The organism is Labrys sp. (in: a-proteobacteria) (assembly GCF_047605565.1).
GTDB classification, from domain to species: domain Bacteria; phylum Pseudomonadota; class Alphaproteobacteria; order Rhizobiales; family Labraceae; genus Labrys; species Labrys neptuniae.
The window spans coordinates 1-25,232 of record NZ_JASGFM010000030.1 but is presented as its reverse complement, the minus strand read 5'-3'; the positions used below and the strand labels follow the sequence as shown (position 1 = coordinate 25,232).

The window sequence follows — 25,232 nt, the reverse complement described above, 5'->3', positions numbered from 1 at the left end:
CGTTGCCCTATCGGGCAGGCTGCATCGGCATCGGGTCTGGATTATCCGCTCTTGTCCAGCACTCGATATAGCTCAGCATGATACGTAGATGTCCATTCCAATAACAGCCGGGCCGTGGTGGCCCTGCTTTTCAACCAGCCAACGGCCTTCCTCTCAACAGGTTGCCGGATGCCGATGTTCGAGCGAGGCGGTCTTGACAGGCTGCGACGGCTTCGCCAGCCATGCGCCGCTCGAGGTCGGAACCACACCCAGCCTGCGCAAGGCGCCCAAGAACTTGTTGGACTTGGAGACTTCATTCAATGCCGCCATCGCCACGCAATATTTCGAACAGGTGTTGGTAGGATGCTGGTGCAGCCGCCGCAGGATCTTGTCGGCAATGCCGTTGGCGTTGCCCGACTTGACTTCCACCAGGATCAGATCGCCGTCGATGGTTTGTGATCCCGAGGTGCCCGCAAACACAATTCCGGTATCGATCGTTACACGCTCGCCGCCCCGCTTGGCCACGAGCGTCACGCGCTGATAACGCATCGCGAGCGTGGGTTGCAGTTCACGCGTGAACTCGCGCCGGTAAAGGTCGCGATAACTGGAGGCGACGAACTGACGTGCCTCATCGTCCATCGTCCCGTACATTTCCACCGGACACTGAAGCCGCTCCTTGATCGTCATCCCGCGCATATGCTTGAGCTTGACTTCGACAAAGCAAAGATCTGCATCGACATATTTGCGCATCCGGACCTTGCAGCGGATACGCCGCCCCTTGTGGTGATCAAAATAGGCGGAGCGTTCCGCATCGTCGAAATAACAGGTATCGTATGTGAAATTGCGCTTGCCGTCGATCTCCAGAATATCGAATTGCTGGATCAGTTCACCGATCGCCTGGTGGAGCATATCGGCACGCACCACATATTTGTTGTCACGCCGGTCCAGCATATCGGCCTTTGCGTCGAGTTGCTCGAGCCCAATCGGCCGATAGGGTTCAACCAGCCAGCGAGGAACAATGGTGCGAGGCGCCGGAAAACTGAACAAGGGCTGCATATCAGCCTGGGCCGCGGCATCTTGGCCAATGCTGCCTCCCATCGGAAAGCCTCTTTCTCTGGTGAACATGGCATAGCCTCTCCAGTTCTCATTGTCGCGAGCGCACGGGACGACCGGGCACTGCCTGTCTGGCGCCGCTGTCAGGGCGTCACTTGTTGCGGAAGAAGACGTTGATCAAGGCGGTTTCGTTCACATAGTCGAATGCCTTGATTTCATAGTAGATCACCTCAACTCCCAGGCGTTTGCCAAGGTCAGTGCGCATCGCCGGCTCATCGGTAAGGGCGCGATGGTCGATCTCGTCGAGTACGATCTTCACGCCACTGACGGCTTGCAGGAAGCGGGGATGATCGAGAATGAATGCGCTGAGCAGCAGAAACACCACCACCGTGGCGACCAGCCCGAGCATCGTACCCGTTACTGAGCAGACCAGCGCGATGGCGATGGAGGCAAAGAAATAGCTGATTTCGACCTTGTCGAACTGCTCCGACCGCAGCCGGAACAAGGCCAGGATTGCAAAGAGGCCAAAACCGGCAGCGACACCGAACTCGACCGAAGACAGGATGATGAGGACCGAAAATGTCGCAACGTTGAACATCACCGCCGTCGTTGCGAATTCCTTATCGTAGCGACGGCGGTAGTACATGCCGAAGATCAGCAAAAGCACGGCAATGATGTCGATGCCGAACCGCATCAGCAGTTCGAGTGGTGGGATAGGCAGCGCCAATTGTGTTCTCCGCAACAGCATGAGGGACCTTGCGAATGCCTCCGCAAGATGTGTGCCAACAACGGGAAACTCTCGAAAAAACTATGAATATATAAGATATAACAATGAGTTGCTTTAGTTTCCGGCACACTGCTCATGGCGACCGGCCGTGAGGCTCTCATCTTGGAGAGAGCAGAATCCAGAATCTGGACTCATCATTTTCCAAATACTGTACTGCGAGCATAAGGACGGCAGGCGGGCGAATACCGGAACGGGTCGGCGCCGCCTTTCAGACAGCCCAAAGCTTGAACCCTGCTTTCGGTGACGAATGTGTATTATACGCAAGGAGGCCGCTAAATCGTTTGCCACCGGCATCGCCGACCTCCGACATCATAAAACGCCAAAAATCCCCGTCCTGGCCCGGCTGTGGCACAGCCTCACATTTGCTACCTTCACCGTCACCGTGGCGTTGTTGATCAGGACGGCCTCGCGGCCCCAGTCGAACTGGTGGGCATCGCCCTCTGCAAAACACAGCGGAATGAACGCCTGCGCCATGATCGCGTCGCGCTCTTGCTCCCAAGCTCGAGCGTATCGGCGTACCGCCGCAAGCCGCAGGCGCTGCTTCACCACCTGGGCCGTGGCGAAGAAGGCGGCGGCGATGGCCTCCTCGCTCAGGCCCTTGGTGTGCAGCTCAAGGAAAGCGCGGAATTGGTCGAGGGGATGGAGCGCCACGCGCTGGGTGTTCTCAGCCGGGCTGTCGTCCTCGGCGAGGATCGAAATCGAGGGCTCGCGCACGACGCAGGGTACAGGCGTGGTCTTGGCCAGACGCTTTTGCTTCACGAGCAATGCAAGCGCCTGATAGCGGCGGCCACCGGCCGGTACCTCGAACATGCCGGTTTCGGAGCCCTTGGCATCGAGCACCGGACGGACATTCAGGCTCTGGAGCAGCGTGCCGCGGCGGGCGATGTCCTCGGCCCGTTCCCCGTCTCAGCCATTCGACGCCTTCGACGCAGCCCCTGAAAGCCACGGCCCGACTAGTCGGCCTCAGCTTTTGCTCGCCCGTCCAGCCAGGCGGCGAGGCCGTCCAGCGTCTGCAGTCCGTATTCCACCGCGCCGAAGCCGATGACTGCCTGGCGCCGTTCGCGGCTGGGGTGGAGCTGGCGCATGGTCAGCACCGTCTTGCCATCGGCCTGCTCGTCGAAGGTCACCGTGACGCGGAAACGGTTGGGGTCGTCCGGGTCGGGCGTGCCATGGTCCATCACGATCCGCTCGTTCGGCACGATTTCCAAGAAACGCATGAGGTTGGGGAAGCGCTGCTCCTTGCCTTCGAACATGCCGACCATATCGAAACGCCAGACCCCGCCCTCGCGGATATCGGCTTCGTGGCTCTCGATCTTGAGGGCGGTCGGGCCGAACCATTGGGCGAGTGCCTTGGGATCCATCCAAGCGGCAAAGACCTTGGCGCGCGGGTGGTTCAAGAGCTTGACCAGCACGATCTCGCGGTCAAGCGACCAGGTCTCAAACTGGCTTGCCATGTCTTTCCTCGTCCTCTTCCGTCTTGTCCAGATAGGCTTCCAGTCGATCCAGCCGTTCGGCCCAGCGCCGGCGCTCCGCTTCCATCCAGTTCGCTGCCTCGTCGAAACGCGGCCGCACCAGCCGGCACCAGCGGCTGCGCCCGCGCTTCTCGCTGGCGATCAGCCCGCAATCCTCCAGCACCCTGAGATGCTGGGCGAACGAGGGCAGCGCCATGTCGAACGGCTCGGCCAGGACGCTGACCGGCACCTCGCCCTCGGCAAGCCGCGACACCACCGCGCGGCGGGTCGGATCGCTGAGAGCATGAAAGGCAAGGTCGAGGGGGGTCGAATGGTAAGGCATGTGCATCCGTAAAGCGGTCGCGGATTCCGGTCAACGACAAAAAGGTACTTGCCTTAGTGTCTGCGTTCAAACATAAAGGTATCTGCCTTAGTATTTGGCTCGCACAGGGCGAGCATGCAACCACACGCAAGGAGGCCCCGGTGGCAGTTCGTGTCGATTTCAACCTCTCGCTCGACGGTTTCGCGACAACGACGGACCAGACGCCCGAGCAGCCGATGGGCGCCGACTGGATGCGCCTCGTCGGCGCCTACATCGCGACAAGGACGATGCGGGAGCGCGTGTTCAAGGACACCAGCGGTGAAGGCACGACCGGCATCGACGACAGATATGCCAGGGCCTATTTCGACAATATAGGTGCGGAGATCATGGGCGCCGGCATGTTCGGGCTGCACAGCTTCCCCGATGACCCGAACTGGAAGGGGTGGTGGGGCGACGAGCCACCGTTCCGTGTCCCAGTCTTCGTCCTGACCCACAGGAAGCGGCCCTCGATCGAAATGGCCGGCGGCACGACATTCCATTTCCTCGACGCCACGCCGGCCGAGGCGCTCCGGCAGGCCGTTGCCGTCGCGGGTGGAAAGGACGTGCGGATTGGCGGCGGCGCCAGCACCGTCCGCGATTTCCTCAAGGCGGGGCTCGTCGACCGCCTCCACGTCGCCATCGTCCCGATCCTGCTCGGACGCGGCATCCGCCTTTGGGACGATCTGCGTGGCTTCGAGCTTGGCTACACGGCGGAGTCGGAAACCGCAGAGAGCGGCACCATTCACCTGACATTCCGGCGCTAGCCGCCAGCCCATGGACAGCATGATCATGGACTGCCCACAGGCGTCCATGATGTCGGTTTTTCGAACGGCCAGCGCCGGCGCCGCCAGCTCGCTCCCGGCCCCGTATTTGACTGTCCGCAACGCGCCCCATTCCGGCCGTTCGATCTGTGAGTTTGAATTCCCGAAAGCAGACATACGCCGGCAAAGTGCTCGCATTGAATCACGTCAATCCGGGCGTTCTGGCACTCCTATTCGCCATGCAGGATCAAACCCGTCTCTCCACGACACTAACGCCTTGTGGGCGTAATGGGCTGTGCGTCTGTTCAGTGCCGCAACGGTGGTTGCACTCGCCCTGACGTATCGCACCGACTTTTCGAAGCGCGTCATAGGGTGATGCAGGATGATCGTATGCCGCGGCGAAAGCGGCATCACCACCTCGATGCCCGGGTCCGCCAGCGAACTCTTGTGAGTTAGGAATCTATGCCTAGGCACCGTTGGATCGAACCAAGTTACCGGACTGTCTGAGGTAATGAAGCCCGGCTCAACGGAGTACATAATAGTCATCGTCATTTCACTGAGCGTGGGCAGGCCATCCATCATAGCTCCAGGCAGCAAAAACTGCATGGGCGACGCCACCGCTTTTCGAAGGTTGCGCAGTTCCGCCTCAGAATTTGCGGTTGAGCCCAGGGCGACGGTCTTCGCCTCAGCTGCATCCAAGGTCTGCCGCCAAAGCGCCCGCTGGATCTCTCTCGCTTCAGGCGTGCGCCCGTGCATAGCTGCGATGAAGGCTATCAACTGCGATTGCCGAAGCCGAGGCAACTGGCGGTGGCCGGCTACAAAGTCTGTGATGAGTGTCTTTAGCCCCTGCTCAAGTTTCGCCAGCTCAAACTCTATCCGCAGATCCCGGGAACCATCGGGCCCGAAGATCGTGTAGATGTCAGTCTCGGTGAACAGGTTTTGGGGTGCTCGTTTGCGGCCGACGCCGCCACTAGGATCAAAGGTCCACACAAATGGCTGCATTCCCGCAGGCGTATTCGGATCGCACCAGGCGGAAAGGTAGCTCCTTGGGATATAGTGCTGCGATTTGTGGTTACGGGACTTAAGCACAGGCCGTCACCATGAGCTCACCTCATACTGGCGTTGCCTATGACAGCTGAAGGCTAAACAGCCTGCTCGACATTTGCGCACTAGCTCACTCTAACTTCAGTCGCTCCCACTCGCCAATCAACGTCCTGTACTTTTCATGAAAAACTGTCTCCTCGTTGCCCTGCAGCGGCGTCGTTTGCGGAGAGAAGAACGTACGACGCAGGGCATCGATAACACGCATATCAGCGGGGTCCGCGTCGGTTAGTACTTGTTGCATTACCCAGAGCCCTAGCCTCCCGCCTTCTTCTGAGAGCGGTGGCTCTTCACTGAAGTACGGGTATACCACGCGTGTGTATTCCCCCCGGACGCGCGCATGGAGTGCATCCCTTATCCGAACTGTGGCGCCCAAGCTTTCAATCCGCAGGCTGCCGTGCATGCTTGTAGGAACGATCTCTACAGGCTCGTTTGACCAACGCAGTTTTGCGCTAAGCAGTTCGAGGACTCCGTCGCTCAGTAGCGGATATAGTCTTTTGAAGTTCCTGTTCGACAGGATGCGATCCTGGGTCAACTGCGTTAGGTCACCTCGGCCAGAGATGTGCGTCTTAACGTCCGACCAAAAGGGTAGGTAGAAGTCGCCACCTCGACTTCTAGTACCGCCCGCCTCCTTTTTGCGATCAAGTCGGATGTCCTCTTTCAAAATGGATCGTCGCAGTGAATTGGGCGAATAGAACAACTGCAGCGCCTTTCGGAGAGGGATATCTAGAACAGACATACGTGCTCCACACTTTGATCGAAGTACAACTATCTTCTTGGCGTCCCGTCGACACAATGGGAAAGAGCATTGTTTTCACTAAATTTTAGTGCGACGACGCCCACTGCGGTACCGATTCTTGGTCCGCGCCAGCGGGTAAGGGAGAACATATGACAATCAAGCAGACCTTCTTCAATCTGGCTGACCTGCCAAAGCTTGCGGCGCGCACCTGGACACCCCTGCGGAGGGTGACGAAGTCTACGCTTAACGATCTCCCGCCTGGCGTCATTTCTGTAACCGAATTTCACGGGATAGCGACCGTTGCGGTTCATTCCGCTAAGTCAGCTGATGTAGACACGATGGGATGGGGCGATGTCGGGCTCAACCCGCATCGGGCAGGCATGGAATCATGGGGCTACCAGTCATCGGATGTGTTCCGCGGCTGGGGTGACACCGAGCTTGGCATCAACCTGGTCATTGCCCAACACCTCGAGGAGCCGAGCAAAGAGATTTGGCATCTGCATCCTGATCTGGTGGTGGCGCTCCGGCTCATTCGGGAAGGCGATCGCTGGTACCGGCCCGAAGAAGGGTGGCCGGAGGTCGTTCGCCTAACCCGCAACGATGCCGGCGAGCCGGTTTGCCTTGAGATCAAGACCGAATTCCTCAACGACTACCTCGTGGCGCGGGACATGCGTTTCTTTTGCTCTAGTTATACCGAACGGACGGCAGTGACCGAGAAAGACCCTGGCTATGGCTGGTCTCGCAAACCCATTAATGAGAAAAAAGGCCGAGATCAGCTCGAGTACATTACCGCGCCGGCGGGTTGGCCCCATCCTCACCGAACCTTCTTCACAAGGGGTGCCATATGGCGAACGGAGTGGCTGGACCCCGGTACGATCAGCACGCGCATCCGCGGCGATAAGGCGACCGATGAAGTCTCTTTTGTGACCAAGCCGGACGGTACCCGAGTGGCAGCAGGTCGGCTTGATGGAGATATCGGCTGGCTCTACTTTGACGCAGGAGTGGTCAATGCGCTTCTCCGACATCGCGGTGGACGGCTCCATTGGGCATCGAGAGATACCGGTGGTGTTGGTGCGACTTCGGACACAGTCCATTTTGGCGTAAACGACCTTGGCCTGATCACCGTTTTTGCCAAGGATATCAGCATGCTCAAGCCCTGGGAGCAGCGGACTTGGGCGGCCCACAATGTCACCCCCGATGGGGGCGTGTCAGAGGAGCTGTTCTCAGCGCAGATGATGGTGCAGCCGGCATCAACTAAGGCGCCCGAGGCCCTTATTGAAAAGGCTATTAATAACCTCGCTTCGAGCTTTCGCGAAAGGTACGGTCAGGAACTGCTGCGTGAGAATGCCCAAGTATCCGATATTCTCAGGCGGGCTCACCGGTTTCGCTGTGTGGAGACGGAGGGGCTGCTGGACCTTTCCAAGCAGGTGACGCGGCTGTTCACCGAACGCGTTGATGTTGATGCCGTACTTGCGCACTGCCCACCGCTCGCCAAGGGCGAGAAAAAGCCGGCGTCGCTAAAGGCTATTGAGCGGCTGTTGGGCACAATCCTACCCGAGGAACAGGCAAGGAAGATGATGGGGCCACTGTTTGGCCTTAACGATCTTCGCAATGCAGGATCGCACCTTGGTTCCAGTCTCGTGCAAAGTGGTCTTGAGCGCCTTGGCGTCGACGATAGAAAGCCACACGCCATGCAGGGCTTGCAACTGCTGGAGAGCGTGGTCAGTACGCTGCATGAGGTCGAGGGGGCGATTGCCGTTCCAAAGGCGTGACCGCCTCTGACAATAAGCAAGACTACCCGGCTCGTTTGATCGATCCGGGTAGTCAGAGCGGCTAGGCCGTTTCGGAATCGCCGCACCAAACAATCCGGCCTGAGCGCAACCAGAAATGCGATCTGCATCCTGTATTTCGCCAGACCGATGGTCGCAAAGTCGGCCGACCGTTTGCATTGACGGCAATGTCCCACCGAGGGTTCGCGCCATCGACGACGAGCATTTCGATAGTGGCGCCGCATGGACACATCATACCTACACTCCAGCGTTCGCCGTCGTCGATAGTGAGCACTAGGTCCCTGGAAAGGTCGTTGCCGCCCAGCGGCGGCTGTTCGGGTGCCGGAGTTCAAAAAGCGTCTGGTTGGTTGGTCCGCTTCAATTCTAAATGCGCCAAAACCAGACATTCCGCTTCCGGCCCCTCAGTTGCCCTTCGCGAGCGCTTCTTGTTGTTGAGATTGTTTCCAATCCCTTTCGAAAACGAAGTTGGACAAACGGGCAGCTTCAACCAGCCGCATCGAACGCCATACGGGCGACCTTGATTGCGGCTTGGCTTCGATTGGCCCATTGGACGAGGGATGCCAACGGTTCAAGAATTGTGGCGCCAAGGGGCGTCAGCCGGTACTCGACGCTTGGCGGCTTGGTGGGGAACACCGTGCGCGCGACCAGGCCGTCACGCTCCAAATCGCGAAGGGTCTGCGTCAGCATCCGCTTGGATATGTCCGGAATCGCCCGCAGGAAAGCGCTGAATCGGTGCGGGCCCACCGCGAGGGTGGCCAGGATCAGCGTCGACCATTTGTCACCGATGCGGTCCAGAACATCCCGCACCGGGCATTGGGAGTCGAGTGACCCGTCGGGCCGGCGCGCCAATACCAATCCGCTCGGTGTGGTATCAGGTGCCGGCACGGTTACTTCTGTCTCACCCTGTCCCAAAATTCTGCCTCCTTCACGACGGCATCGGTCTCACTTAATTACCTTGTGCCAGATATGAACCACAAGGAGAACGACCCATGCCCACGACGCCGAAGCTTTTCGTGACCGGCGCAGCCGGCCAGCTAGGCACGCTCGTCATCGACGCGCTGCTCGAGATGGTGCCTGCCCGTGCCATCGTGGCGGGCGTGCGGGATATCACCAAGGAAGCTGCAGCCAGGCTCCAGGACAGAGGCGTCGAGGTCCGTATTGCCGACTACTCCAGGCCGGAGACGCTGACGAGCGCGTTTGCCGGCGTGGATCGACTTCTCCTGATCTCCGGCAGCGAGATCGGCAAGCGAACGGTACAACACCGCAATGTCATCACCGCCGCCAAGGAGGCCGGCGTCGGCATGATCGCCTACACCAGCATCCTTCACGCGGATTCGTCTCCGCTGTTCCTCGCCGATGAGCATCGCCAGACGGAGGCCGCGCTGGCGGAGGCCGGCGTGCCGTTCACGCTGTTGCGGAACGGCTGGTATACCGAGGTCTTCACATGGCGCCTGCCCGCTGCCCTGAGCCAAGGCGTGCTCATCGGCGCAGCGGCAGAAGGGCGCATCTCGGCCGCTGCCCGCGCCGACTATGCCCTGGCTGCGGCGACGGTGCTGGCCGGAGAAGAGCATGCCGGCCGCATCTATGAATTGGCGGGTGACGCCTCCTTCGCACTGGCCCAATTGGCTGCCGTCGTGTCCGAAGCCTCGGGCAAACCGATCGTCTACCAGAACATGACCCCGGACGAATTCCGATCGGCGGCCGCCAGCGCGGGCGTACCGGAGATGTTTGCCGAGATCCTGTCGGACACCGATGCCGGCGTGGCAAAGGGGGCACTGCTCGATGAGGGCGGCGACCTGGCCCGGCTGATCGGGCGGCCGACGACCCCTTTCCAGGCCACAATCTCGGGGTTCGTCCACGATCAGCAAGCGGCCGGCCAGGCGCCGAGCCACACATAAACGGCCTCGTCTCCGCGCTGCATTTCTCCAGCTGCTTCCACGCCGGCGTGCTTCTGGCGCGCTGGCGTCTCGTGCGGCCCGAAGATCTGCTTCAATTGTCGCAGGTTACAAAAGCCATCCTAATTGCCGCTGTCTCGTGCTGCTGTATTTCATTCGCGATCTCGCCAATACCTTGGGGGCGCTGGCGCTAGGGTCGCCCGCTAAGTCCGGTCAAATCGCTCCCAACGATGGCGGTGAAGGAGCCTGCGACCTAAGCGCCGACAATTGTCTCTGAGCCACTTCAGTCCGGCCGCAACATGTTTTCGTCCCAACGAGAGCACCAGGAGCGCCACTGCCAAATAGGAGATCATGCTCGTACCGGGGACGGGGCCGGGAATCTGCACCAACGATACATCGTCCACCCGCAGCGGTGCCGTCAACAATCCGGGCAGGTTCGTAAAGACAAGGCTCGTTAAACCGGCAGGCAGGCTAACCGTGAGCGTATAGAGGTTGTATCCCCCCAAACCGAGTATCGTTACGTTGTAGGTTCCGAGGTAGGTCTGTCCACCGAGCTGGACGCTGAAGTTGAGGGTGCCTAGCGAAAGCGAAATCTGTGGCGCCAGGTAGAAACTCAATCGGTAAGAACCCGCAATCGGAATATTGATAGTTTGCGAAATTGTGCCGCCATTGAGGGCGAGCGAACCGAAATTGCCTCCTCCGTGCGCCGGTACCAACAACGTTCCCGCTGTTCGCCCGGATCCCCCGCCATACGTCCAACCGGAATTGTTTGTCTCAAAACCTCCGTTGGTAATGAGCTGTGCATGGGCTCGCACAAGCGAAACTGGCGAAAGAAGGAGGGCGAACACGACGAGCAGTGGTCCCCCTGCCCTGCGCAGTACATTCATGCCGTACCCCGGCCGCTATTCGTAGATCGACTCGCTCCGCAGGTTAACCCAAGGATGGAGAGGCTACAACCAGCCGATAGCGGCGATATGGCGTTGAGGAATCTTTTCTTATTTTCGAATATTCGACAGAGAAACGAATTCTTTCTTATTTGCTATTCTATATTTGAATGAAGATATTCTTAAATATAACTTTGCATGATTTTAATTATTCGCTGAGCATGGATTTAGAGCGTGCTTCATTTAGACGGAGGCATATCCGGATTTTGTAAGATAGTTATTGCATTCGCTTGGCGAGAAGGCGTGGAGCAGGTCTCCAACCTTTCGCCAAGCCGTCTCTACGGTTCTGGGTTCGGCCTTTCTGATTAGGTGTTTGAGCTTGGCGAAGAACTGTTCGATCGGATCGAGGTCGGGATTGTAGGGCGGCAGGAAGAGAAGGTGGGCGCCTGCCTGCCGGATGGCGCGTCGTGCCGCCTGGCCCTTGTGGCTGCCGAGGTTGTCGAGGATGACGATGTCGCCCCTGGCGAGGGTCGGGACGAGAACCCTCTGGACGTAGAGGGTGAAGATCTCGCCGTTGATCGGGCCATCGATGACCCAAGGTGCATCGACGCGATCGGCCCGGAGCGCTGCGATGAAAGTGAGCGTTTCCGAACGGCCGTGCGGTACGCGAGCTGGAAGGTGCTGTCCCCGCGGCGCCCAACCTCGTAACGGCGCCATGTTGGTCTTCACCCAGGTCTCGTCGATGAAGACGAGGCGGATGAGATTGATCCAGGCCTGATGTGCCTTCCAGCGAACCCGTCTCCGCCTTGAGTTTGCGCCACTTCGAGACGCAGGACGGGCTGATCTTCAGCGCCAGTCCAATGGAGCGGATCGTTTCCCCCGCCTCAAATCGAGCCCGTGCACGCCCGCAGAGATCTTCGGAATAAGGTCTCCTCATCCCTGCCGGCCGCCTTCTCCGGCAGAGATCATGCCGCCGCATAGGTTCATCGTATGCTGGCGTTGAATGTTCAAACGCCTTCATCCAGATCGGTTACTTCGACCGCGCGTCTACCAGCGAGCAGATCCTTTTGAGCACCCCGTGGAAGCATGAACTTCGGATCCTCGTCTGCAGCGAGCAATGACCTACTTATGGCGGTCAAACGATCGCATGGCCGCTGCTTCGTATGCGACGTTGCCGCAGTGGTGCTTTGGCGACAATTCGCAAATCATCCCCCATAGCTGGCGACAGCCGGCCCGAACATGCCGGGTTCCGGCTTGACGCCAAGGCCGGGGCGTTGCGGAACGGCGATGTGTCCCTCGACGATCCTTATCGGGTTGGCGCCGTCGTAATGGCCGTCAATATATTCCTGGGCGATCCAGGCCCCTTCGCAACGGCGCGGTTCGACTGTCGAAGCCAGATGCGTACATGCCGCCGCGATAATGTCGCCACCCCAGGCGTCGTCGCAGGTGTGGGGCAAGGATCGGATGGCACATATGTCACGCACCGTCGTCATCTTGGTCAGACCGCCGAGCCGGGTCACCTTGAAACCGAAGCCGTCGGCTATGCCCATGGAGACCGCCCGCAGCACGGCATTCTGATCCTCGGTGCTTTCGTCGAGATAGATGGGATGGCTGACCCTTCCCTTCAGGGTGGCGATCTCTTCCATGGTGTTGCAAGGCTGTTCGAGCACGAAAGGGATGGACTGGCACAAATGGCTGAGCTGCATGGCGGCAGCCACGGTCATGCCGCGATTGCCGTCGACGGCGATGCGCGCCTTGAAGCCGACCGCCTCCCAGACCTTGCGGACTGTTGCGACGTCCTGCTCGAGGCTGCGGCCGCCGATCTTGACCTGAAGGCGGGGATAGCCTGCCCTGACCTTGTCGGCGGCAATTCGCGCCGTTTCGTCCGGCTCGCCGACGATCAGGGAGTAGTAGCTCTCGACGCGATCCGTCAGCGCGCCGCCGAGCAGCGTCGAAACCGGAACGCCGAGCTGCTGGCCGAGGAGATCGAGGAAAGCGATATCGAGCGCGGCCTTGGCATAGCCGTGACCGTTCAAACGCTCATCCATGCGCTTGGCGAGCAGCCGAATGGACTGCACCTGCTGACCGATCAGGCCCGGAGCGATCTCGGCGATCGCTGCACGAGCACCGAGGGCATGCTGGGGCTGATAGACCGGGCCGATGGGACACGTCTCGCCCCAGCCCGTCAGCCCCTCCTCCGCCACCACTTCCACCAGAGTACTATCGAGCGATTGAACGTCATCGCTTGCCATCCGGTAGATCCCACCCTTCACGGGCAGAAGGACTTTATAGACGTTGATGGTCTTGATGCGCATTGTCGGGCTCAATATTCGTCGTTCAGGGCGTCAACAGCCGGAATTTCGCGGGAGCGCCGCGCGATATAATCACGCAGTTCCTCGTCTTTAGCCTGGTCCAACACCGGCTCCTGATAGTCGGCTAACAGATGCCTGGCGTGTTCGAGCGCCCGGCGGTTGATGTCCTTCTCGCCCTCGGCCTTCCACTGCTCGATCGAATTGTTGTCGAAGAGCTTTGGGATGAAGAACGCCGTCTGGAAATTGGCCTGCGTGTGCGGATGGCCAAGATAGTGTCCGCCCGGACCGACATCCCGCACGGCCTGCAGGGCTTCCTCGAAATCGTCCCACTGGATGCCCTGGGTCATGCGATATCCCATGGCGCAGACTTCGGCATCCACCACGAACTTGGCGATCGAGCAGTGCATGCCGGCCTCGTTCCAGCCGGCCGAGTGCCAGATATAGTTGGCGCCCGACATGAGGACCGCCATCATGGTCATGGCGCTTTCATAGCCGGCCTGGGCGTCGAAGACCTTGGCGCCGCCGAGCAGGTTCGACGTGCGCCAGGGGATATTGTAGCGCCGCGCCATCTGCCCGATCATGAAATTCATCAGGGAGATCTCGGGCGTGCCGGCCATCGGCGCCCCCGATTGCATCGAAACCGTCGACAGATAATGCCCATAGATCGCCGGGCATCCCTTGCGGATGACCTGGGTATAGGCCAGCGCCGAGAGCGCTTCGGCATTGAGCTGGGCGACCGCGGCAGCCGTCGACGCCGGCGTGTTCGCACCTCCCAGCACGAAAGGAGAGCACAATACCGGCTGGTTTCGCCGGCAGAATGCCCGCATCGCGCCCAACATGACCTGGTCCCATACCAGCGGCGAGTTGCCATTGCAGTTGCCGGTCGTCACCGCATGATTGTCCAGGAAGCCGGCGCCGAACAGGATATCACACATGTCGAGCACGTCCTCGGCATTCCTGGCCGAGGTGGTCATCCCCATGAAGATCTTGTCGGAATGCTTCATCGACGAATAGGTGATGTGGAGATGGCGGTGTGCGACCACGATGTCCATCGGCTCGACGATGTGATGCGCCGACGAATGCAGCGCCGGCATCATATGAGCGAGCTTATGAAAAGTGCCGAGATCCTCGTTCGTCGGCAGCCGCCTGACATCGTCGAGGTCGCGCAGATAGGGCGCGCCGGTCATCGGCACGAAGATGGAATTGGGACCGCCGAGTTCCACATTCTTGGCCGGGTTGCGCGCATGATAGGTGATATCGGGCGGGATGGTGGCGATCAGGTCCATCACCAGGCCGCGATCGAGATGAACGCGTTCGCCTCGTACATCCGCGCCCACCTTTTTCCAGTCTTCGAGGGCGACGGGATCGCGAAACACCACCCCGATCTCTTCGAGAATGGCCAAGGACGCCTGGTGGATGCGCTCGACCTGATCGGCATCCATCGGCTCGACCACGGGCAAGGCACGTTTGAGCGTGGGGAGCATGTCGACCTTGGGCGCCATTCGGATGGCGCGGCGGGCATCACGCCCGCTCCTTCGAGTTGTGCTCTCCTGAATGGTCACGCTCGCCTCCGCTTGTCTTAACAATACTGCGGCTAAGGCCTTGCAGTTACAGGGACTATTGCTGCAAGCTAGGGCGATGTCCTAATGCAAAAGTCTCACGCGCGTGTTGACTTAATTGCTGCCCCATTCGACCTTGGAAAGAAGCCCGGCTCAGCATGGTCCGCCGCTATTACGATCTGCCCTCTCTTACCACCCTGGCGGTTTTCGAAGCCTCGGCTCGGCATCTCTCGTTCAAGCTTGCCGCCCGCGAGCTCAATGTCACACCCGGTGCGGTGAGCCGGCAGATCAAGGCGATCGAGGACGAATTGGGTGTGCCGCTCTTTGCGCGCCTCGGTACCGGCGTAGCGCTGACGAGCGCGGGCGAGGATCTCTATGGGGTACTCTCGAACAGCTTTTCGCGAGCCGCCGAGGTCGTGCGGACGATCAAGCGGGGAGACCGCTCGAGGAACGTCACCATCGCCTGTACCGACGCCTTCGCCACGATGTGGCTGGTGCCCCGCATGCGCGGCTTCTGGCAGCGCTACCCCGAGATCACCGTCGACCACCTCATCTCCGACAATCCGCGCGATTTCCGCCGGGCCGAGGTCGAGTTGCGCGTGCGCTACGGACTTGGCTCCTGGGCGGACGAAACGGCCGAGCTTCTGTTCGACGACACCATCTATCCGGTTTGCGGCCGAGGTTTCGCCGCTGAGCATCGGGATGCAACTGCCGAAACGCTGGCCGAACTGCCGCTCGTTCACGTGGATTGGGTCGATCCGGAATGGTCGGATTGGGACGAGGTCCTGCGCCGGTCCAACATTCCGCACGGTCCCCTGCGGGGCCGGCGCTACGGGAAGTTCAGTGTCGCGCTTCAGGCCACCCAGGCCGACCAGGGCGTGGCCGTCGGCTGGCATCGACTGGTGCGGTCCCTGGTCGAGAAGGGGCGGCTCACGCGCCTGACGGACCTGGAAATACCGGCACCGGGCGGCTACTATCTGACCTGGAACGACAATAGGGTGCTGAGTCCGGCGGCCGAAACCCTTCGTAGCTGGCTGAGAGAGATCGCCGAGAGCGAACGGCAAGCCTTCAACTGAACGCGGGACCGGCGGGCAGAACGCGTTTCACCCTGGGCTTTGTTCCCTCACATTTCCCGGCCCGCGCGCCTTTGCAGCCACCACAGCTTCGCCTTGGCGCCAAGGGACATGAACGGTTCGGGATAGAGCTTGCGAGGCGCGGCTTCCGACAGCGTCTCCTCGACCATCGGCTCGCCGCTGCCGGCCGCCAAGTCGGCGATGAGCTTGCCATAGAGCGTGCCCTTGACCGTTCCCAGCCCGTTGCAGCAGCAGGCCGAATAGATGCCCCGCTCGACCTCGCCGAAGGCCGGCACGCTGTTGAGGGAAAGGCACAGATGCCCGGCCCAGCGAAACTCCGCCTGCACATCGGGCAGCATCGGGAACCGCTCGCGGAAGGAGCGGTCATGTGCCCGGCCAAAGTTTTTGACCAAATCTTCCGAAACCCGCATCGAGGGATTGTAGGTGCAGGAATTCCGCACCACGATCCGGTCTCCGAAGCGTCGGACGGTCGAGCCGAGCGGGTCGGCCGGGATGAGGCCCCAATAGTCCTCGCCGCCGAGCTGCGACATCTGTGACGAGCTCAGCTTTTGCGACATGCTCGCATAGAGGAAAATATGCATGAGGCGGCGGCGAAAGAAGCCAAAGCTCTCGACCTGCCCGTTTACCGTCATGATGATGCGGGGAGTCTCGACTTCGCCCTGCGGCGTCGACACCGTATGCGTCGCCCCGCTCTTGATCGAGACGACTGGCGAATTCTCGAAGATCTCGACCTTATCGGCGAGGCCGCGGGCGACACCGCGAATATAGGCTGCCGGCTGTATCATCACCGTGCCCGGCGTGAAGGTGCCTCCGGCATAGTAGGAGGTGCCGGTCACGCGGCGCAGATCGTCGGCGCCCAGTTTTTCGAACGGCTCGCCGAGGCTGGACAAATGCTGCTCGAACTCGGCCAGGACCCGCTGGCCTCGTTCCGTGGCGGCGCCATGATATTTGCCGGCCCGAATGAAATGAGGTTCCAGCCCGTATTCAGCGGCAGCACCGGCCGCGAATTCGATCGCGGCCCGGTTCATGCGGATCTGCTTGATGTCGTGGTCGCGGCCGCCCGCGTAGTTGTCGCTCGCCAGTTCGTGCGGCAGATCGATCATGAAGCCCGAATTACGGCCCGCGGCACCCCATCCGATCCGCTGCGCATCGAGGACGACGATGCGGGCGCCGGGCTGCAGCTGGCTCAGGCGGCGTACGGCTGCCATGCCGGCGAAGCCTCCGCCGATGACGACCCAATCGGCCCTGCGCCTGCCCTCCAGGACGCGCGGCGGTGGCGGTTTTGGCAGGAGTTCGTACCAGCCCGATCCGGCCAGGTCGGCCGGAGCCCTGATCGCAGTGTGGAGAGCCATGGCGAAGCCGGTTCAGTCGAGAGTCTTGGTCGCGCGGGGGTCGGAGATATCGGCCCAGACCGTCTTCAGCTCCGTGTACTGGTCATGGGCATGCAGGGACTTGTCGCGGCCGCCGAAACCCGATTGCTTGAAGCCGCCGAACGGCGTGGTGATGTCACCCTCGCCATAGCAGTTGATGGTCACGGTGCCAGCCCGGATATCGCGCGCCATGCGATGCGCCTGGCCGAGATTGGCCGAGAAGACCGAGGCGGCAAGGCCATACTGGCTGTCGTTGGCGACGCGTACCGCTTCGTCGGCGCTTGCCACCGTGATGATCGACAGGACGGGGCCGAAGATCTCCTCCCTGGCGATCGTCATGCCCGGCTTGACGTCGTCGAAGATGGTCGGCTCGATGAAATAGCCCTTGCCGATCTTGCGAGCCTCGCCGCCGGCGATGATTTTCGCGCCCTCGGCCTTGCCCTTCTTGATGTAGTCCATGATCGTCTGGAACTGTTCCTTGGAGACGATAGCGCCGAGCCGGTTGGCCGGATCGAGCGGATCGCCGAGCGGCCAGTCTCTCAACTTGGCGATGATCTGCTCGACGAGCGCCTCCTTGATCTTCTCATGCACGATAAGCCGGGAGTTGGACGAGCAGTTCTCGCCCATGTTCCAGAACACGGCCTGGGTGGCGTGCTGGGCCACGACATCGAGGCACTCGGCATCGTCCATGACGATGCAGGGGTTCTTGCCGCCGCATTCGAGCACGACGCGCTTCAGATTGCTCCTGGCCGAATATTCGAGGAATTTGCGGCCGATATCGGTGGAGCCCGTGAACGCGACCATGTCGATATCGGGATGCAGGCCAAGCGCCTGGCCCGTCACCTCGCCGGGGCCGGGCAGGATCTGCAGGACGCCGCTCGGCAGGCCGGCCTGGTGGGCGAGCTCGGCCATGCGCAGCGCCGACATGTTGGTCTGCTCAGCCGGCTTGACGATGACGGAATTGCCGGTGGCGAGCGCCGGCCCGATCTTCCAGGCCAGCATCAGGATCGGGAAATTCCAGGGCAGCACGCAGGCGACCACGCCGAGCGGCTGGCGCACGATCATCGAGACCACGTTGTCGCCCGAAGGCGAGGTCTGGCCGTAGACCTTGTCGGCGGCCTCGGCATGCCATTCCAGGCAATGCACGGCCTCGGGAATATCGATCGTCTCGACGTCGAAGATCGGCTTGCCGCTCTCCAGCGTCTCGATGACGGCCAATTCGTGGGCGTTGTCCCGCAGCAGCTTGACGAAGCGCTTGAGCACGCCCTTGCGCTCGCTGGGATGGGCCCGCGACCAGGTGCCGGCCTCGAAGACCTGGCGAGCCTTCTCGACGGCGAGGTCCACGTCAGCCTTGCCACAGCTAGCGATCCTTGCGAGACGCTCGCCCGTGGCCGGATTGATGGAATCGAAGGTATCCGCGGACAGAGCCGGCCGCGCCTTGCCGTCGATCACCGCATTGGTCGGCAGCGGCAGGCTCTGGGCCAGGGCCGCGTACTCATCACGCGTTAAGAGCAACGACATTCGGGGCACCCTTCTTGATGGACTTGTTGTCGATGGAAGCGATCACCGCCTTGAGCGTGCGGATCGTATTCGCGAGTTCCCGCCGCTCGTCTTCTTCAAGCCCGCGCATCGGCTTGCGCACGGGCCCCGCCGGCAATCCCGCCAACTCGCAGCCATATTTGATGGCCTGGACGAATTTGCCGCCTTGCTCGAGCACGCGCATCAACGGCAGCAGGGCGGACATGATCAGCCGGCCCTTGGCGAAGTCCTTTTCGACGACGCAAGCATTGTAGAGGGCGAGATGCTCCTCGGGCAGGCAATTGCCCGCGCCGCACACCCAGCCCCTGGCCCCCCAGACGAAGAATTCCAGCGCCTGGTCGTCCATGCCGCAGAACAGATCGATATGCGGATAGTCGCGCGCCAGGATGTGCAACTGGTTCACGCTGCCGCTGGATTCTTTGATCGCTCGGAAATTGGTGTTGCGGCCGACGCGGTCGAGGAACTCGGTGTCCATCATCGTGCCGGTGCGGCCGGGGTAGTTGTAGAGCATGATCGGCATGTCGGCCGCCCGGTCGATCGCCAATGCATGGTTGGCGAGTTCCTGCTGCGTGGGCACCGCATAATAGGGCGAGCCGATCAGGATACCGTCATATTTCAGATCGCGGGCGATGAGCGCATATTCGATGCAATCCTCGGTCCGGATGGCGCCGACGCCGGCAATCAGCGGCACACGGCCATGGGCGATCTTCGCGGCCAGCTTGAGCAGGCCCACCCGTTCGTCCCGTGACTGGGCATAGTACTCGCCCGTGGTTCCACCGACGATGACGCCGTGGACACCAGCCGCGATGAGATGCTCCAGGACGGTTTCGAAGCCGGCTCGATCGATCGACCCGTCCTCGTGGAATGGCGTGATGATCGGCGGGATGACGCCTTTGAAGGACATGGATTAGCTCCGCTGTAGCTCACGGAAGGATTGCAAAGAGACGCTACAGAAGTCCGGGCGCTTGGACAGTCGAAATAAAGTCAATCGGCAGGCTACTTTTTTGCGCCCGCTGGTTAGAGCAAATCCATGTTACGCATTTCTCACCTGATAAGGGTGGCCTGAACAAAACTGAAAAGCTCGGCAATCCATGAATTGTCAAGCAACCATCACCAGGAGAGGGTACGATGTCGAAGATGCCGAGCTTCGAGGCTTCACGGCGACAATTTCTACAGTTGGGTGGTAGTGTGGCCCTGACGGCGGCGGGGTTTTCAACAACAGCTCTTGCTGATGCCTCGCGTCCGCTGGTCTATGCTTATGCGAATTGGTCCGATGCTCTCGCAATTACCTTTATCGGAAAGAAGCTGATCGAGGACAATTTTGGTTACAAGGTCCAGCCTCTGCAGGCCGATCCCGGCGTCATCTACGCCTCGCTCCAGTCCGGCAAGGTGGATGCCTTCTCGAATTCCTACATGCAGGGCATGGGCCCGCTGAAGGGCGACTACAAGGGCGGCCAGGCGGACTATGTGAAGAAAGTCGCCAGCGCGATCGAGATTCTCGGCGTCTCCGAAGGGCCGATGACGCAGGGCCTGGCGGTGCCCGACTATGTCGAGATCAACTCGATCGAGGAACTGAACGCGCACGCCGAGAAGTTCGGCGGCAGCATCGTCGGCATCGATGCGGGCTCCGGCCTGATGCAGTCGGCCGACAAGACCATGAAAGCCTATGACCTCAAGCTCAAGCTCGTGGCGGGCAGCGAAGCGGCCATGGAAGCCGCTTTCGGCCGGGCCGTCGGCCGCAAGGACTGGATCGTCGTCACCACGTGGGAGCCGCTGCCGATGTGGACCCAGTACAAGATGCGCTACCTCAAGGACCCCAAGGCGACGATGATGGAAGAGCCGTTCTACTGCTTCCATGCCGTGCGCAAGGACTTCAAGGACAACTTCCCGAAGGCGCACGCATTCTTCCAGAAGTTCCACATTCCCAACGATCAGGAAGCGCTCGTCATGAGTTGGATCGACAAGGGAATGAAGCCCGAGGAAGCCGCTGCCAAGTGGATCGACGACAACAAGGGTAAGGGCCTCATCGAGCAGTGGATCGCCTAATCCTGCTTCTCACTTCGCCACGACGTTCGGGAGCGGATCTCTTCGTTCCTGAACGCCATCCCATTTGACGAGGGAGGGGTTGGATGGACGCCAGCAAACCGGCCATCGAAATCAAGGGACTGTACAAGCTCTACGGCCATAGCCCGCAGACAGCGCTGGACGCGCTGAGGGACGATCCGAGCGCCGCCAGCGTGCCAGGGCATTTCGTGGCCCTCAGGAACATCAATCTCTCGATCCAGCCGGGCAAGATCTGCGTGATCATGGGGCTTTCGGGCAGCGGCAAGTCCACGCTGCTGCGGTGTATCAACCGGCTCATCGATCCAACCGGTGGCCGGATCCTCATCGGCGGGCGCGAGATCATCGGCGCCGGCAAGAAGGATCTCAGGCAGATCCGCTCGAGCACGATAGGCATGGTGTTCCAGCATTTCGCGCTGCTCCCCCACATGTCCGTCGTCGACAATGTGGCTTTCGGGCTGCGCATTGCGGGCATGCCGCGCAGGGAACGGCGCGCCAAGGCGTCCAAGGCGCTGGAACTGGTCGGCCTCAAGGATCTCGACAACCGCAAGCCTTCGAGCTTGAGCGGCGGCATGCGCCAGCGGGTCGGCCTCGCCCGTGCATTGGTGATGGATACGCCCATCCTGCTCATGGACGAACCCTTCAGCGCCCTCGATCCGCTCATCCGCGAGGAAATGCAGCAGGAACTGCTCCGCCTCCAGGCCACGCTCAACAAGACGATCGTCTTCGTCACCCATGATCCCAACGAAGCCGCGACGCTGGGCGACCGCATCGCCATCCTCCTGAAGGGCGAAGTCGTGCAGGAGGGATCGCCGATGGACATCGTGCTGTCGCCCGCCAACGACTATGTGCGCAACTTCGTCAAGGGCATCGACGTCTTCAAGGTGCTCACCGCCGGCCAGGTCATGGAGGCGGATGAGGGCTTCCAGGCCGCCGAATGGAAAAAGCAGGATGTCGTCAAGGTCGGCGCCGATGATCTCATCGCGCCCTACCTCGACCGGCTCTCGTCGGATTCGGAAACCCTGGCGGTGGTCCGGGACGATGGCAGCTTTGCCGGCCAGGTCACCGGCGCCTCCCTGCTCAAGGCGCTGGCGGCCAATATCTCGCCTCCGAACAGGAAGCCTCAGCCCGCTGCCGTCGCCGGCACGTCGAGCAGGAAAGGCGTGGCGGAGGCCATGCAGCGAGCAGTCTGATCATCGCGCCCGGCGCATGAACAAGGAGACGCGTGATGGATTTCTCGGAATTCGCCGACTCGATCGCCACGTCGATCGATGATTTCACTACCTATCTTTCGACGAACTACAGCTTCATCTTCGATTTCATCGGCTCGATCATCAACGGTATCAACGGTCCGCTGGCCACGGCACTCACCAGCGTCCCGGCCTGGGTCATCATCGCCGTCGCCGTCGTCGGCGGCATTCTGCTCGGGCGGATCACGCTCGCCGTTCTCGGCGGGGTAGGCCTCACCTTCATCCTTGCCATGAACCTCTGGGCGGCGGCGATGCTGACCCTCTCCCTCGTGCTGACCGCCGCCTTCATCGCCCTCCTGATCGGCATTCCTCTCGGCATGCTCATCGCCGAGTCCAAGAAGGTCAATGCGGTCGTCGAACCGGTCCTCGACTTCATGCAGACCATGCCGCCCTTCGTGTTGCTGGTCCCCGCGGTGTTCTTCTTCGGGGTCGGCACGGTTCCCGGCGTGATCGCCACGATCTTCTTCGCAATTCCTTTGCCGACGCGTCTCACGGCGCATGGCCTCAGGATGGTCGAAAGCGAAATGGTGGAGGCAGGGGAGGCCTTCGGCGCGGGCCGCATGACCATCCTGTTCCTGATCAAGCTGCCGCAGGCCTTCCGCTCGATCATGGCCGGCGTCAATCAATGCATCATGATGTCCCTGTCGATGGTCATCATCGCCTCGATGATCGGCGCGGGCGGGCTGGGCGACGAGATCATCCGTTCCATCTCCCGGCTTCAGGTCGGCAAGGGGGTGGAGGCGGGCCTGGCCGTGGTGGTTCTGGCGATCGTCATCGATCGCTTCTCCAAGCGCATCAGCCAGAAGGTCGATCCGACCGCCTGAGACGCCCTTCCGGCACGGGACCCATTGCGACGGTGCGGTCAGACCGCGCGGGGTTCCCGCGTCTTTGGCCGCGCCCATGAGACCTGTGCGGCGCGCGGGGAACTCAACCAAGACATGAGACTTTTGCAGCTTCAAGACACTGGAAACCAGCCCGATTTGAGGGAAACCTGCCCCAATTCCAGGCACATCGTTCACGGACATGGGAATGACTGACGATATCATCAAGACTGCAGTGATAACCGGCGCGGCGGGCGGCATCGGGCGCACGATTGCCCGCAAATTCATCGGGAACGGCTTTCGCGTGGTTCTCGGCGATGTTGACGCCGATCAGCTCGCTTCGCTCTGTACGGACCTCAACGCTGACGGCGAGGTGGCCTGGGCGGTGCCCGGGGATCTTCGAACCAAGGCCTATTGCGAAGATCTCGTCGATGCGGCGCTCGACAGGACCGGGCGGATCGACGTTCTGGTGAACAACGCCGGGATCATCACGCGCGGCAACATCCTCGAGACCTCGGACGACGACTGGATCAGGACCTTCGACGTCAATCTCACGGCGGTCTTCTATACCTGCCGCAGGGCGATCGGGCACATGAAGGCGGCAGGCGGCGGTGCCATCGTCAACATCGCGTCCTGCTGGGGTCTCTATCCCGGCCCGGGCCATCCAGCCTATTGCACCAGCAAGGGCGCAGTCGCCACGTTGTCGAAATGCCTGGGGCGCGACCATGCCCCCGATGGCATCCGGATCAACGCGGTATGCCCCAACGAGGTGAACACCCCGATGCTGCGCACCGGCTTCATCAAGCGCGGCTTCGATCCCGACACGGCCATCGACGAGCTCAACCGCAGCGTCCCCCTCGGCCGGATCGCCGAGCCGGAGGACATCGCCGACGTGGTCTGTTTCCTGTCGTCGGATGCGGCCCGCTACATCGCGGGCACCGCCGTCGAGGTCAATGGCGCCAAGCCGGTATATTGAGAGAAGTTCCATGTCGAAGAGACTTGAAGGCAAGGTTGCGATCATCACCGGCGGCGGGCGGGGCATCGGGCTGGGCATCACGCAGCGCTTTGCCGAGGAAGGCGCGCGCATCGCGATCGTGCAGCGAAACGCGCCCCCGCCCTCGATCCTGAGCGAACAGACGGTCTTCATCCAGGCCGATCTCACCCTCCCCGACGAGATAGCCGGTGCCGTGGACCGGACCGTCGAGCGCTTCGGCGGCCTCGATATCCTGGTGAACAATGCCGGCATCATGTTCGAGAAGACCGTCGAGGACATGTCCGAGGCAGATTGGGACCAGATGATGACGGTCAACCTCAAGGCGCCATTCCTGCTCACCAAGAGGGCCGTGCCGCTGATGCGGTCTCGCGGCGGTGGGAGCTTGATCAATATCGGCTCGATCGAGGGGATCGGCTCCAATCCCGGCCATCCGGCCTATTCAGCCTCGAAGGCCGGCATTCATGGCTTTACCGCTGCAGTCGCCGTCGATCATGGGCGGGACGGTATCCGCTGCAACGCGATCGCGCCGGGCTGGATCAATTCGGACCTCAGCGAGATCTACCTGGAAAGCATGCCCGACAGCGCGCGGATCCGACGCGAACTCCTGGCCATGCATCCGGCAGGCCGCCTTGGAGAGCCGCGCGACATCGGCAATCTCGCAGTATGGCTTGCATCCGATGAGAGTACATTCGCGACGGGGCAGGTCTTTGTCGTGGACGGAGGCCGCACCAAGAAGCTGCCACTGCCGATAGGCTGATTTTCATCCTGTTGTCGGCGGCTTGCGACCCTCGTTGCCAACTCACGCCGGTCGAACAATCGGTTCGGCCGGATGCCGTGGCGCCGAGCAACAATGCTCACCGCCTCATCTGGCTCATAGGCCTCCTGAACAAGGACAGGCTTTCCGGATGTTGACTAGCGCCGATGCCGCTCTGGTTCTCGACTCTTCCGTTTTCCGATTGTGGCTGGTCATAACCGGCACACTACCTCTCACTGAACGAGTGGAAGATCGTGGCCGCGAACTCGGGGAGTTGCTTTACACACTGATAGCGGGGTGCTCGCGCGGTGGCCGGACCTTTGAGTATCGGGGAGACCTCACGTCGCTGCCGCAACCGGCCGTGTAGTGGGATGGATCGCGTCCTTGTTACCTAATTCAGCAGGCGTGCGCGGTCGCTCCCATGAATCCCTATCGAGAGCTTCTTCTCACTGAAGGGTATGAGAAACTTCTCTCATTTCATTGACGCTCACGCTTGATTGTCTGCGTTGTAAAATACCCGGAATTTGCGACACATTACGCGGCAATAACCGATGCGTAAGAAGCTTTAGGAATTGCGCGACCGGCGGGCCTGCAGCTGCTTCCGTGACTTTCTCGGGACCGGTCTAGAGCATGTCCTGCGATCGATGAATCGATTGTGATGTGACAGGTGGCTTGTG

23 protein-coding genes and 3 pseudogenes are annotated in these 25,232 nt (G+C 61.0%); 9 read left to right on the top strand and 17 right to left on the bottom strand.

From position 1 onward, the window contains the following. Window positions 1–153: 153 nt before the first annotated feature. The 5 genes and pseudogenes from QM672_RS22930 to QM672_RS22910 form a co-directional block, all read right to left on the bottom strand. Window positions 154–1,104 (bottom strand): polyphosphate polymerase domain-containing protein, encoded by a 951-nt coding sequence (locus QM672_RS22930; protein WP_415085348.1) that lies wholly within the window; start codon window positions 1,102–1,104, stop codon window positions 154–156. 79 nt (window positions 1,105–1,183) lie between these two features. After that, on the bottom strand, window positions 1,184–1,759 hold the full coding sequence (locus QM672_RS22925) for a DUF4956 domain-containing protein (RefSeq protein WP_367626363.1): 576 nt from the start codon (window positions 1,757–1,759) through the stop codon (window positions 1,184–1,186). Between the two features lie 399 nt (window positions 1,760–2,158). Then, a pseudogene (locus tag QM672_RS22920) lies at window positions 2,159–2,629 on the bottom strand (hypothetical protein); the annotation flags it as partial. 143 nt (window positions 2,630–2,772) lie between these two features. Beyond that, on the bottom strand, window positions 2,773–3,273 hold the full coding sequence (locus QM672_RS22915; RefSeq protein WP_415085346.1) for an SRPBCC family protein: 501 nt from the start codon (window positions 3,271–3,273) through the stop codon (window positions 2,773–2,775). Continuing rightward, the gene (locus QM672_RS22910; RefSeq protein WP_149250183.1) at window positions 3,257–3,613 is read right to left on the bottom strand and encodes an ArsR/SmtB family transcription factor; all 357 of its coding nucleotides are present in this window, start codon (window positions 3,611–3,613) and stop codon (window positions 3,257–3,259) included. Before QM672_RS22910 ends, QM672_RS22915 begins: the two co-directional genes overlap by 17 nt. 140 nt (window positions 3,614–3,753) lie before the next feature. Between QM672_RS22910 and QM672_RS22905 the strand changes: the two genes are divergently transcribed. Further along, on the top strand, window positions 3,754–4,395 hold the full coding sequence (locus QM672_RS22905) for a dihydrofolate reductase family protein (RefSeq protein WP_415085344.1): 642 nt from the start codon (window positions 3,754–3,756) through the stop codon (window positions 4,393–4,395). 204 nt (window positions 4,396–4,599) lie between these two features. On the opposite strand, the gene QM672_RS22900 is transcribed toward QM672_RS22905, so the two are convergent. Then, the gene (locus tag QM672_RS22900; RefSeq protein WP_415085342.1) at window positions 4,600–5,481 is read right to left on the bottom strand and encodes a DUF4238 domain-containing protein; all 882 of its coding nucleotides are present in this window, start codon (window positions 5,479–5,481) and stop codon (window positions 4,600–4,602) included. A gap of 85 nt (window positions 5,482–5,566) precedes the next feature. Next, complete coding sequence (locus QM672_RS22895; RefSeq protein ID WP_415085340.1) at window positions 5,567–6,232, bottom strand: hypothetical protein; 666 nt, start codon at window positions 6,230–6,232, stop codon at window positions 5,567–5,569. Window positions 6,233–6,381: 149 nt separating this feature from the next. On the opposite strand from QM672_RS22895, the gene QM672_RS22890 reads away from it, so the two are divergent. Beyond that, window positions 6,382–8,004: a hypothetical protein gene (locus tag QM672_RS22890; RefSeq protein ID WP_415085338.1), complete on the top strand. Its 1,623-nt coding sequence runs from the start codon at window positions 6,382–6,384 to the stop codon at window positions 8,002–8,004. A 61-nt stretch (window positions 8,005–8,065) separates the two neighbouring features. On the opposite strand, the gene QM672_RS22885 is transcribed toward QM672_RS22890, so the two are convergent. Next, window positions 8,066–8,257, bottom strand: a complete 192-nt coding sequence (locus tag QM672_RS22885; protein WP_415085419.1) for a DUF6527 family protein — start codon at window positions 8,255–8,257, stop codon at window positions 8,066–8,068. A gap of 248 nt (window positions 8,258–8,505) precedes the next feature. Continuing rightward, window positions 8,506–8,877, bottom strand: a complete 372-nt coding sequence (locus QM672_RS22880; RefSeq protein WP_415085417.1) for a winged helix-turn-helix transcriptional regulator — start codon at window positions 8,875–8,877, stop codon at window positions 8,506–8,508. Between the two features lie 134 nt (window positions 8,878–9,011). Between QM672_RS22880 and QM672_RS22875 the strand changes: the two genes are divergently transcribed. Then, the gene (locus QM672_RS22875) at window positions 9,012–9,920 is read left to right on the top strand and encodes an SDR family oxidoreductase (protein ID WP_415085336.1); all 909 of its coding nucleotides are present in this window, start codon (window positions 9,012–9,014) and stop codon (window positions 9,918–9,920) included. 200 nt (window positions 9,921–10,120) lie between these two features. On the opposite strand, the gene QM672_RS22870 is transcribed toward QM672_RS22875, so the two are convergent. The 4 genes and pseudogenes from QM672_RS22870 to QM672_RS22855 form a co-directional block, all read right to left on the bottom strand. Further along, entirely contained in the window at window positions 10,121–10,804 is a 684-nt protein-coding gene (locus QM672_RS22870) for a hypothetical protein (protein WP_415085334.1), read from the bottom strand. Between the two features lie 240 nt (window positions 10,805–11,044). After that, window positions 11,045–11,605, bottom strand: a pseudogene (locus QM672_RS22865) (IS630 family transposase); the annotation flags it as partial. A 401-nt stretch (window positions 11,606–12,006) separates the two neighbouring features. Further along, window positions 12,007–13,116, bottom strand: a complete 1,110-nt coding sequence (locus QM672_RS22860; RefSeq protein WP_415085332.1) for a mandelate racemase/muconate lactonizing enzyme family protein — start codon at window positions 13,114–13,116, stop codon at window positions 12,007–12,009. Between the two features lie 8 nt (window positions 13,117–13,124). Beyond that, the gene (locus QM672_RS22855; RefSeq protein ID WP_415085330.1) at window positions 13,125–14,675 is read right to left on the bottom strand and encodes a trimethylamine methyltransferase family protein; all 1,551 of its coding nucleotides are present in this window, start codon (window positions 14,673–14,675) and stop codon (window positions 13,125–13,127) included. A gap of 155 nt (window positions 14,676–14,830) precedes the next feature. Here QM672_RS22855 and QM672_RS22850 point away from each other — a divergent pair, with 155 nt between their 5' ends. Next, window positions 14,831–15,748 (top strand): LysR substrate-binding domain-containing protein, encoded by a 918-nt coding sequence (locus QM672_RS22850; protein ID WP_415085328.1) that lies wholly within the window; start codon window positions 14,831–14,833, stop codon window positions 15,746–15,748. A 47-nt stretch (window positions 15,749–15,795) separates the two neighbouring features. On the opposite strand, the gene QM672_RS22845 is transcribed toward QM672_RS22850, so the two are convergent. From QM672_RS22845 to QM672_RS22835, 3 genes are read right to left on the bottom strand one after another with little or no spacing between them, the layout of a single operon-like run. After that, window positions 15,796–17,118: an NAD(P)/FAD-dependent oxidoreductase gene (locus QM672_RS22845; RefSeq protein ID WP_415085326.1), complete on the bottom strand. Its 1,323-nt coding sequence runs from the start codon at window positions 17,116–17,118 to the stop codon at window positions 15,796–15,798. Between the two features lie 12 nt (window positions 17,119–17,130). After that, window positions 17,131–18,657, bottom strand: a complete 1,527-nt coding sequence (locus QM672_RS22840) for an aldehyde dehydrogenase (protein WP_415085324.1) — start codon at window positions 18,655–18,657, stop codon at window positions 17,131–17,133. Continuing rightward, the gene (locus QM672_RS22835; protein WP_415085322.1) at window positions 18,635–19,579 is read right to left on the bottom strand and encodes a dihydrodipicolinate synthase family protein; all 945 of its coding nucleotides are present in this window, start codon (window positions 19,577–19,579) and stop codon (window positions 18,635–18,637) included. Before QM672_RS22835 ends, QM672_RS22840 begins: the two co-directional genes overlap by 23 nt. Before the next feature lie 224 nt (window positions 19,580–19,803). Here QM672_RS22835 and QM672_RS22830 point away from each other — a divergent pair, with 224 nt between their 5' ends. The 5 genes from QM672_RS22830 to QM672_RS22810 all read left to right on the top strand — a co-directional run bounded on the left by QM672_RS22830 (window position 19,804) and on the right by QM672_RS22810 (window position 24,558). Beyond that, window positions 19,804–20,721, top strand: a complete 918-nt coding sequence (locus tag QM672_RS22830) for a glycine betaine ABC transporter substrate-binding protein (RefSeq protein WP_415085320.1) — start codon at window positions 19,804–19,806, stop codon at window positions 20,719–20,721. Between the two features lie 83 nt (window positions 20,722–20,804). Continuing rightward, entirely contained in the window at window positions 20,805–21,929 is a 1,125-nt protein-coding gene (locus QM672_RS22825) for a quaternary amine ABC transporter ATP-binding protein (RefSeq protein ID WP_415085318.1), read from the top strand. Between the two features lie 35 nt (window positions 21,930–21,964). Continuing rightward, the gene (locus QM672_RS22820; protein WP_149250092.1) at window positions 21,965–22,810 is read left to right on the top strand and encodes an ABC transporter permease; all 846 of its coding nucleotides are present in this window, start codon (window positions 21,965–21,967) and stop codon (window positions 22,808–22,810) included. A gap of 205 nt (window positions 22,811–23,015) precedes the next feature. Beyond that, window positions 23,016–23,783 (top strand): SDR family oxidoreductase, encoded by a 768-nt coding sequence (locus QM672_RS22815; RefSeq protein ID WP_311940183.1) that lies wholly within the window; start codon window positions 23,016–23,018, stop codon window positions 23,781–23,783. Window positions 23,784–23,793: 10 nt separating this feature from the next. After that, on the top strand, window positions 23,794–24,558 hold the full coding sequence (locus QM672_RS22810) for an SDR family oxidoreductase (protein WP_311940181.1): 765 nt from the start codon (window positions 23,794–23,796) through the stop codon (window positions 24,556–24,558). Window positions 24,559–24,602: 44 nt separating this feature from the next. Here the strand turns inward: QM672_RS22810 and QM672_RS22805 are convergent. After that, window positions 24,603–24,680: pseudogene (locus QM672_RS22805) on the bottom strand (hypothetical protein); the annotation flags it as partial. Window positions 24,681–25,232: the final 552 nt, after the last annotated feature.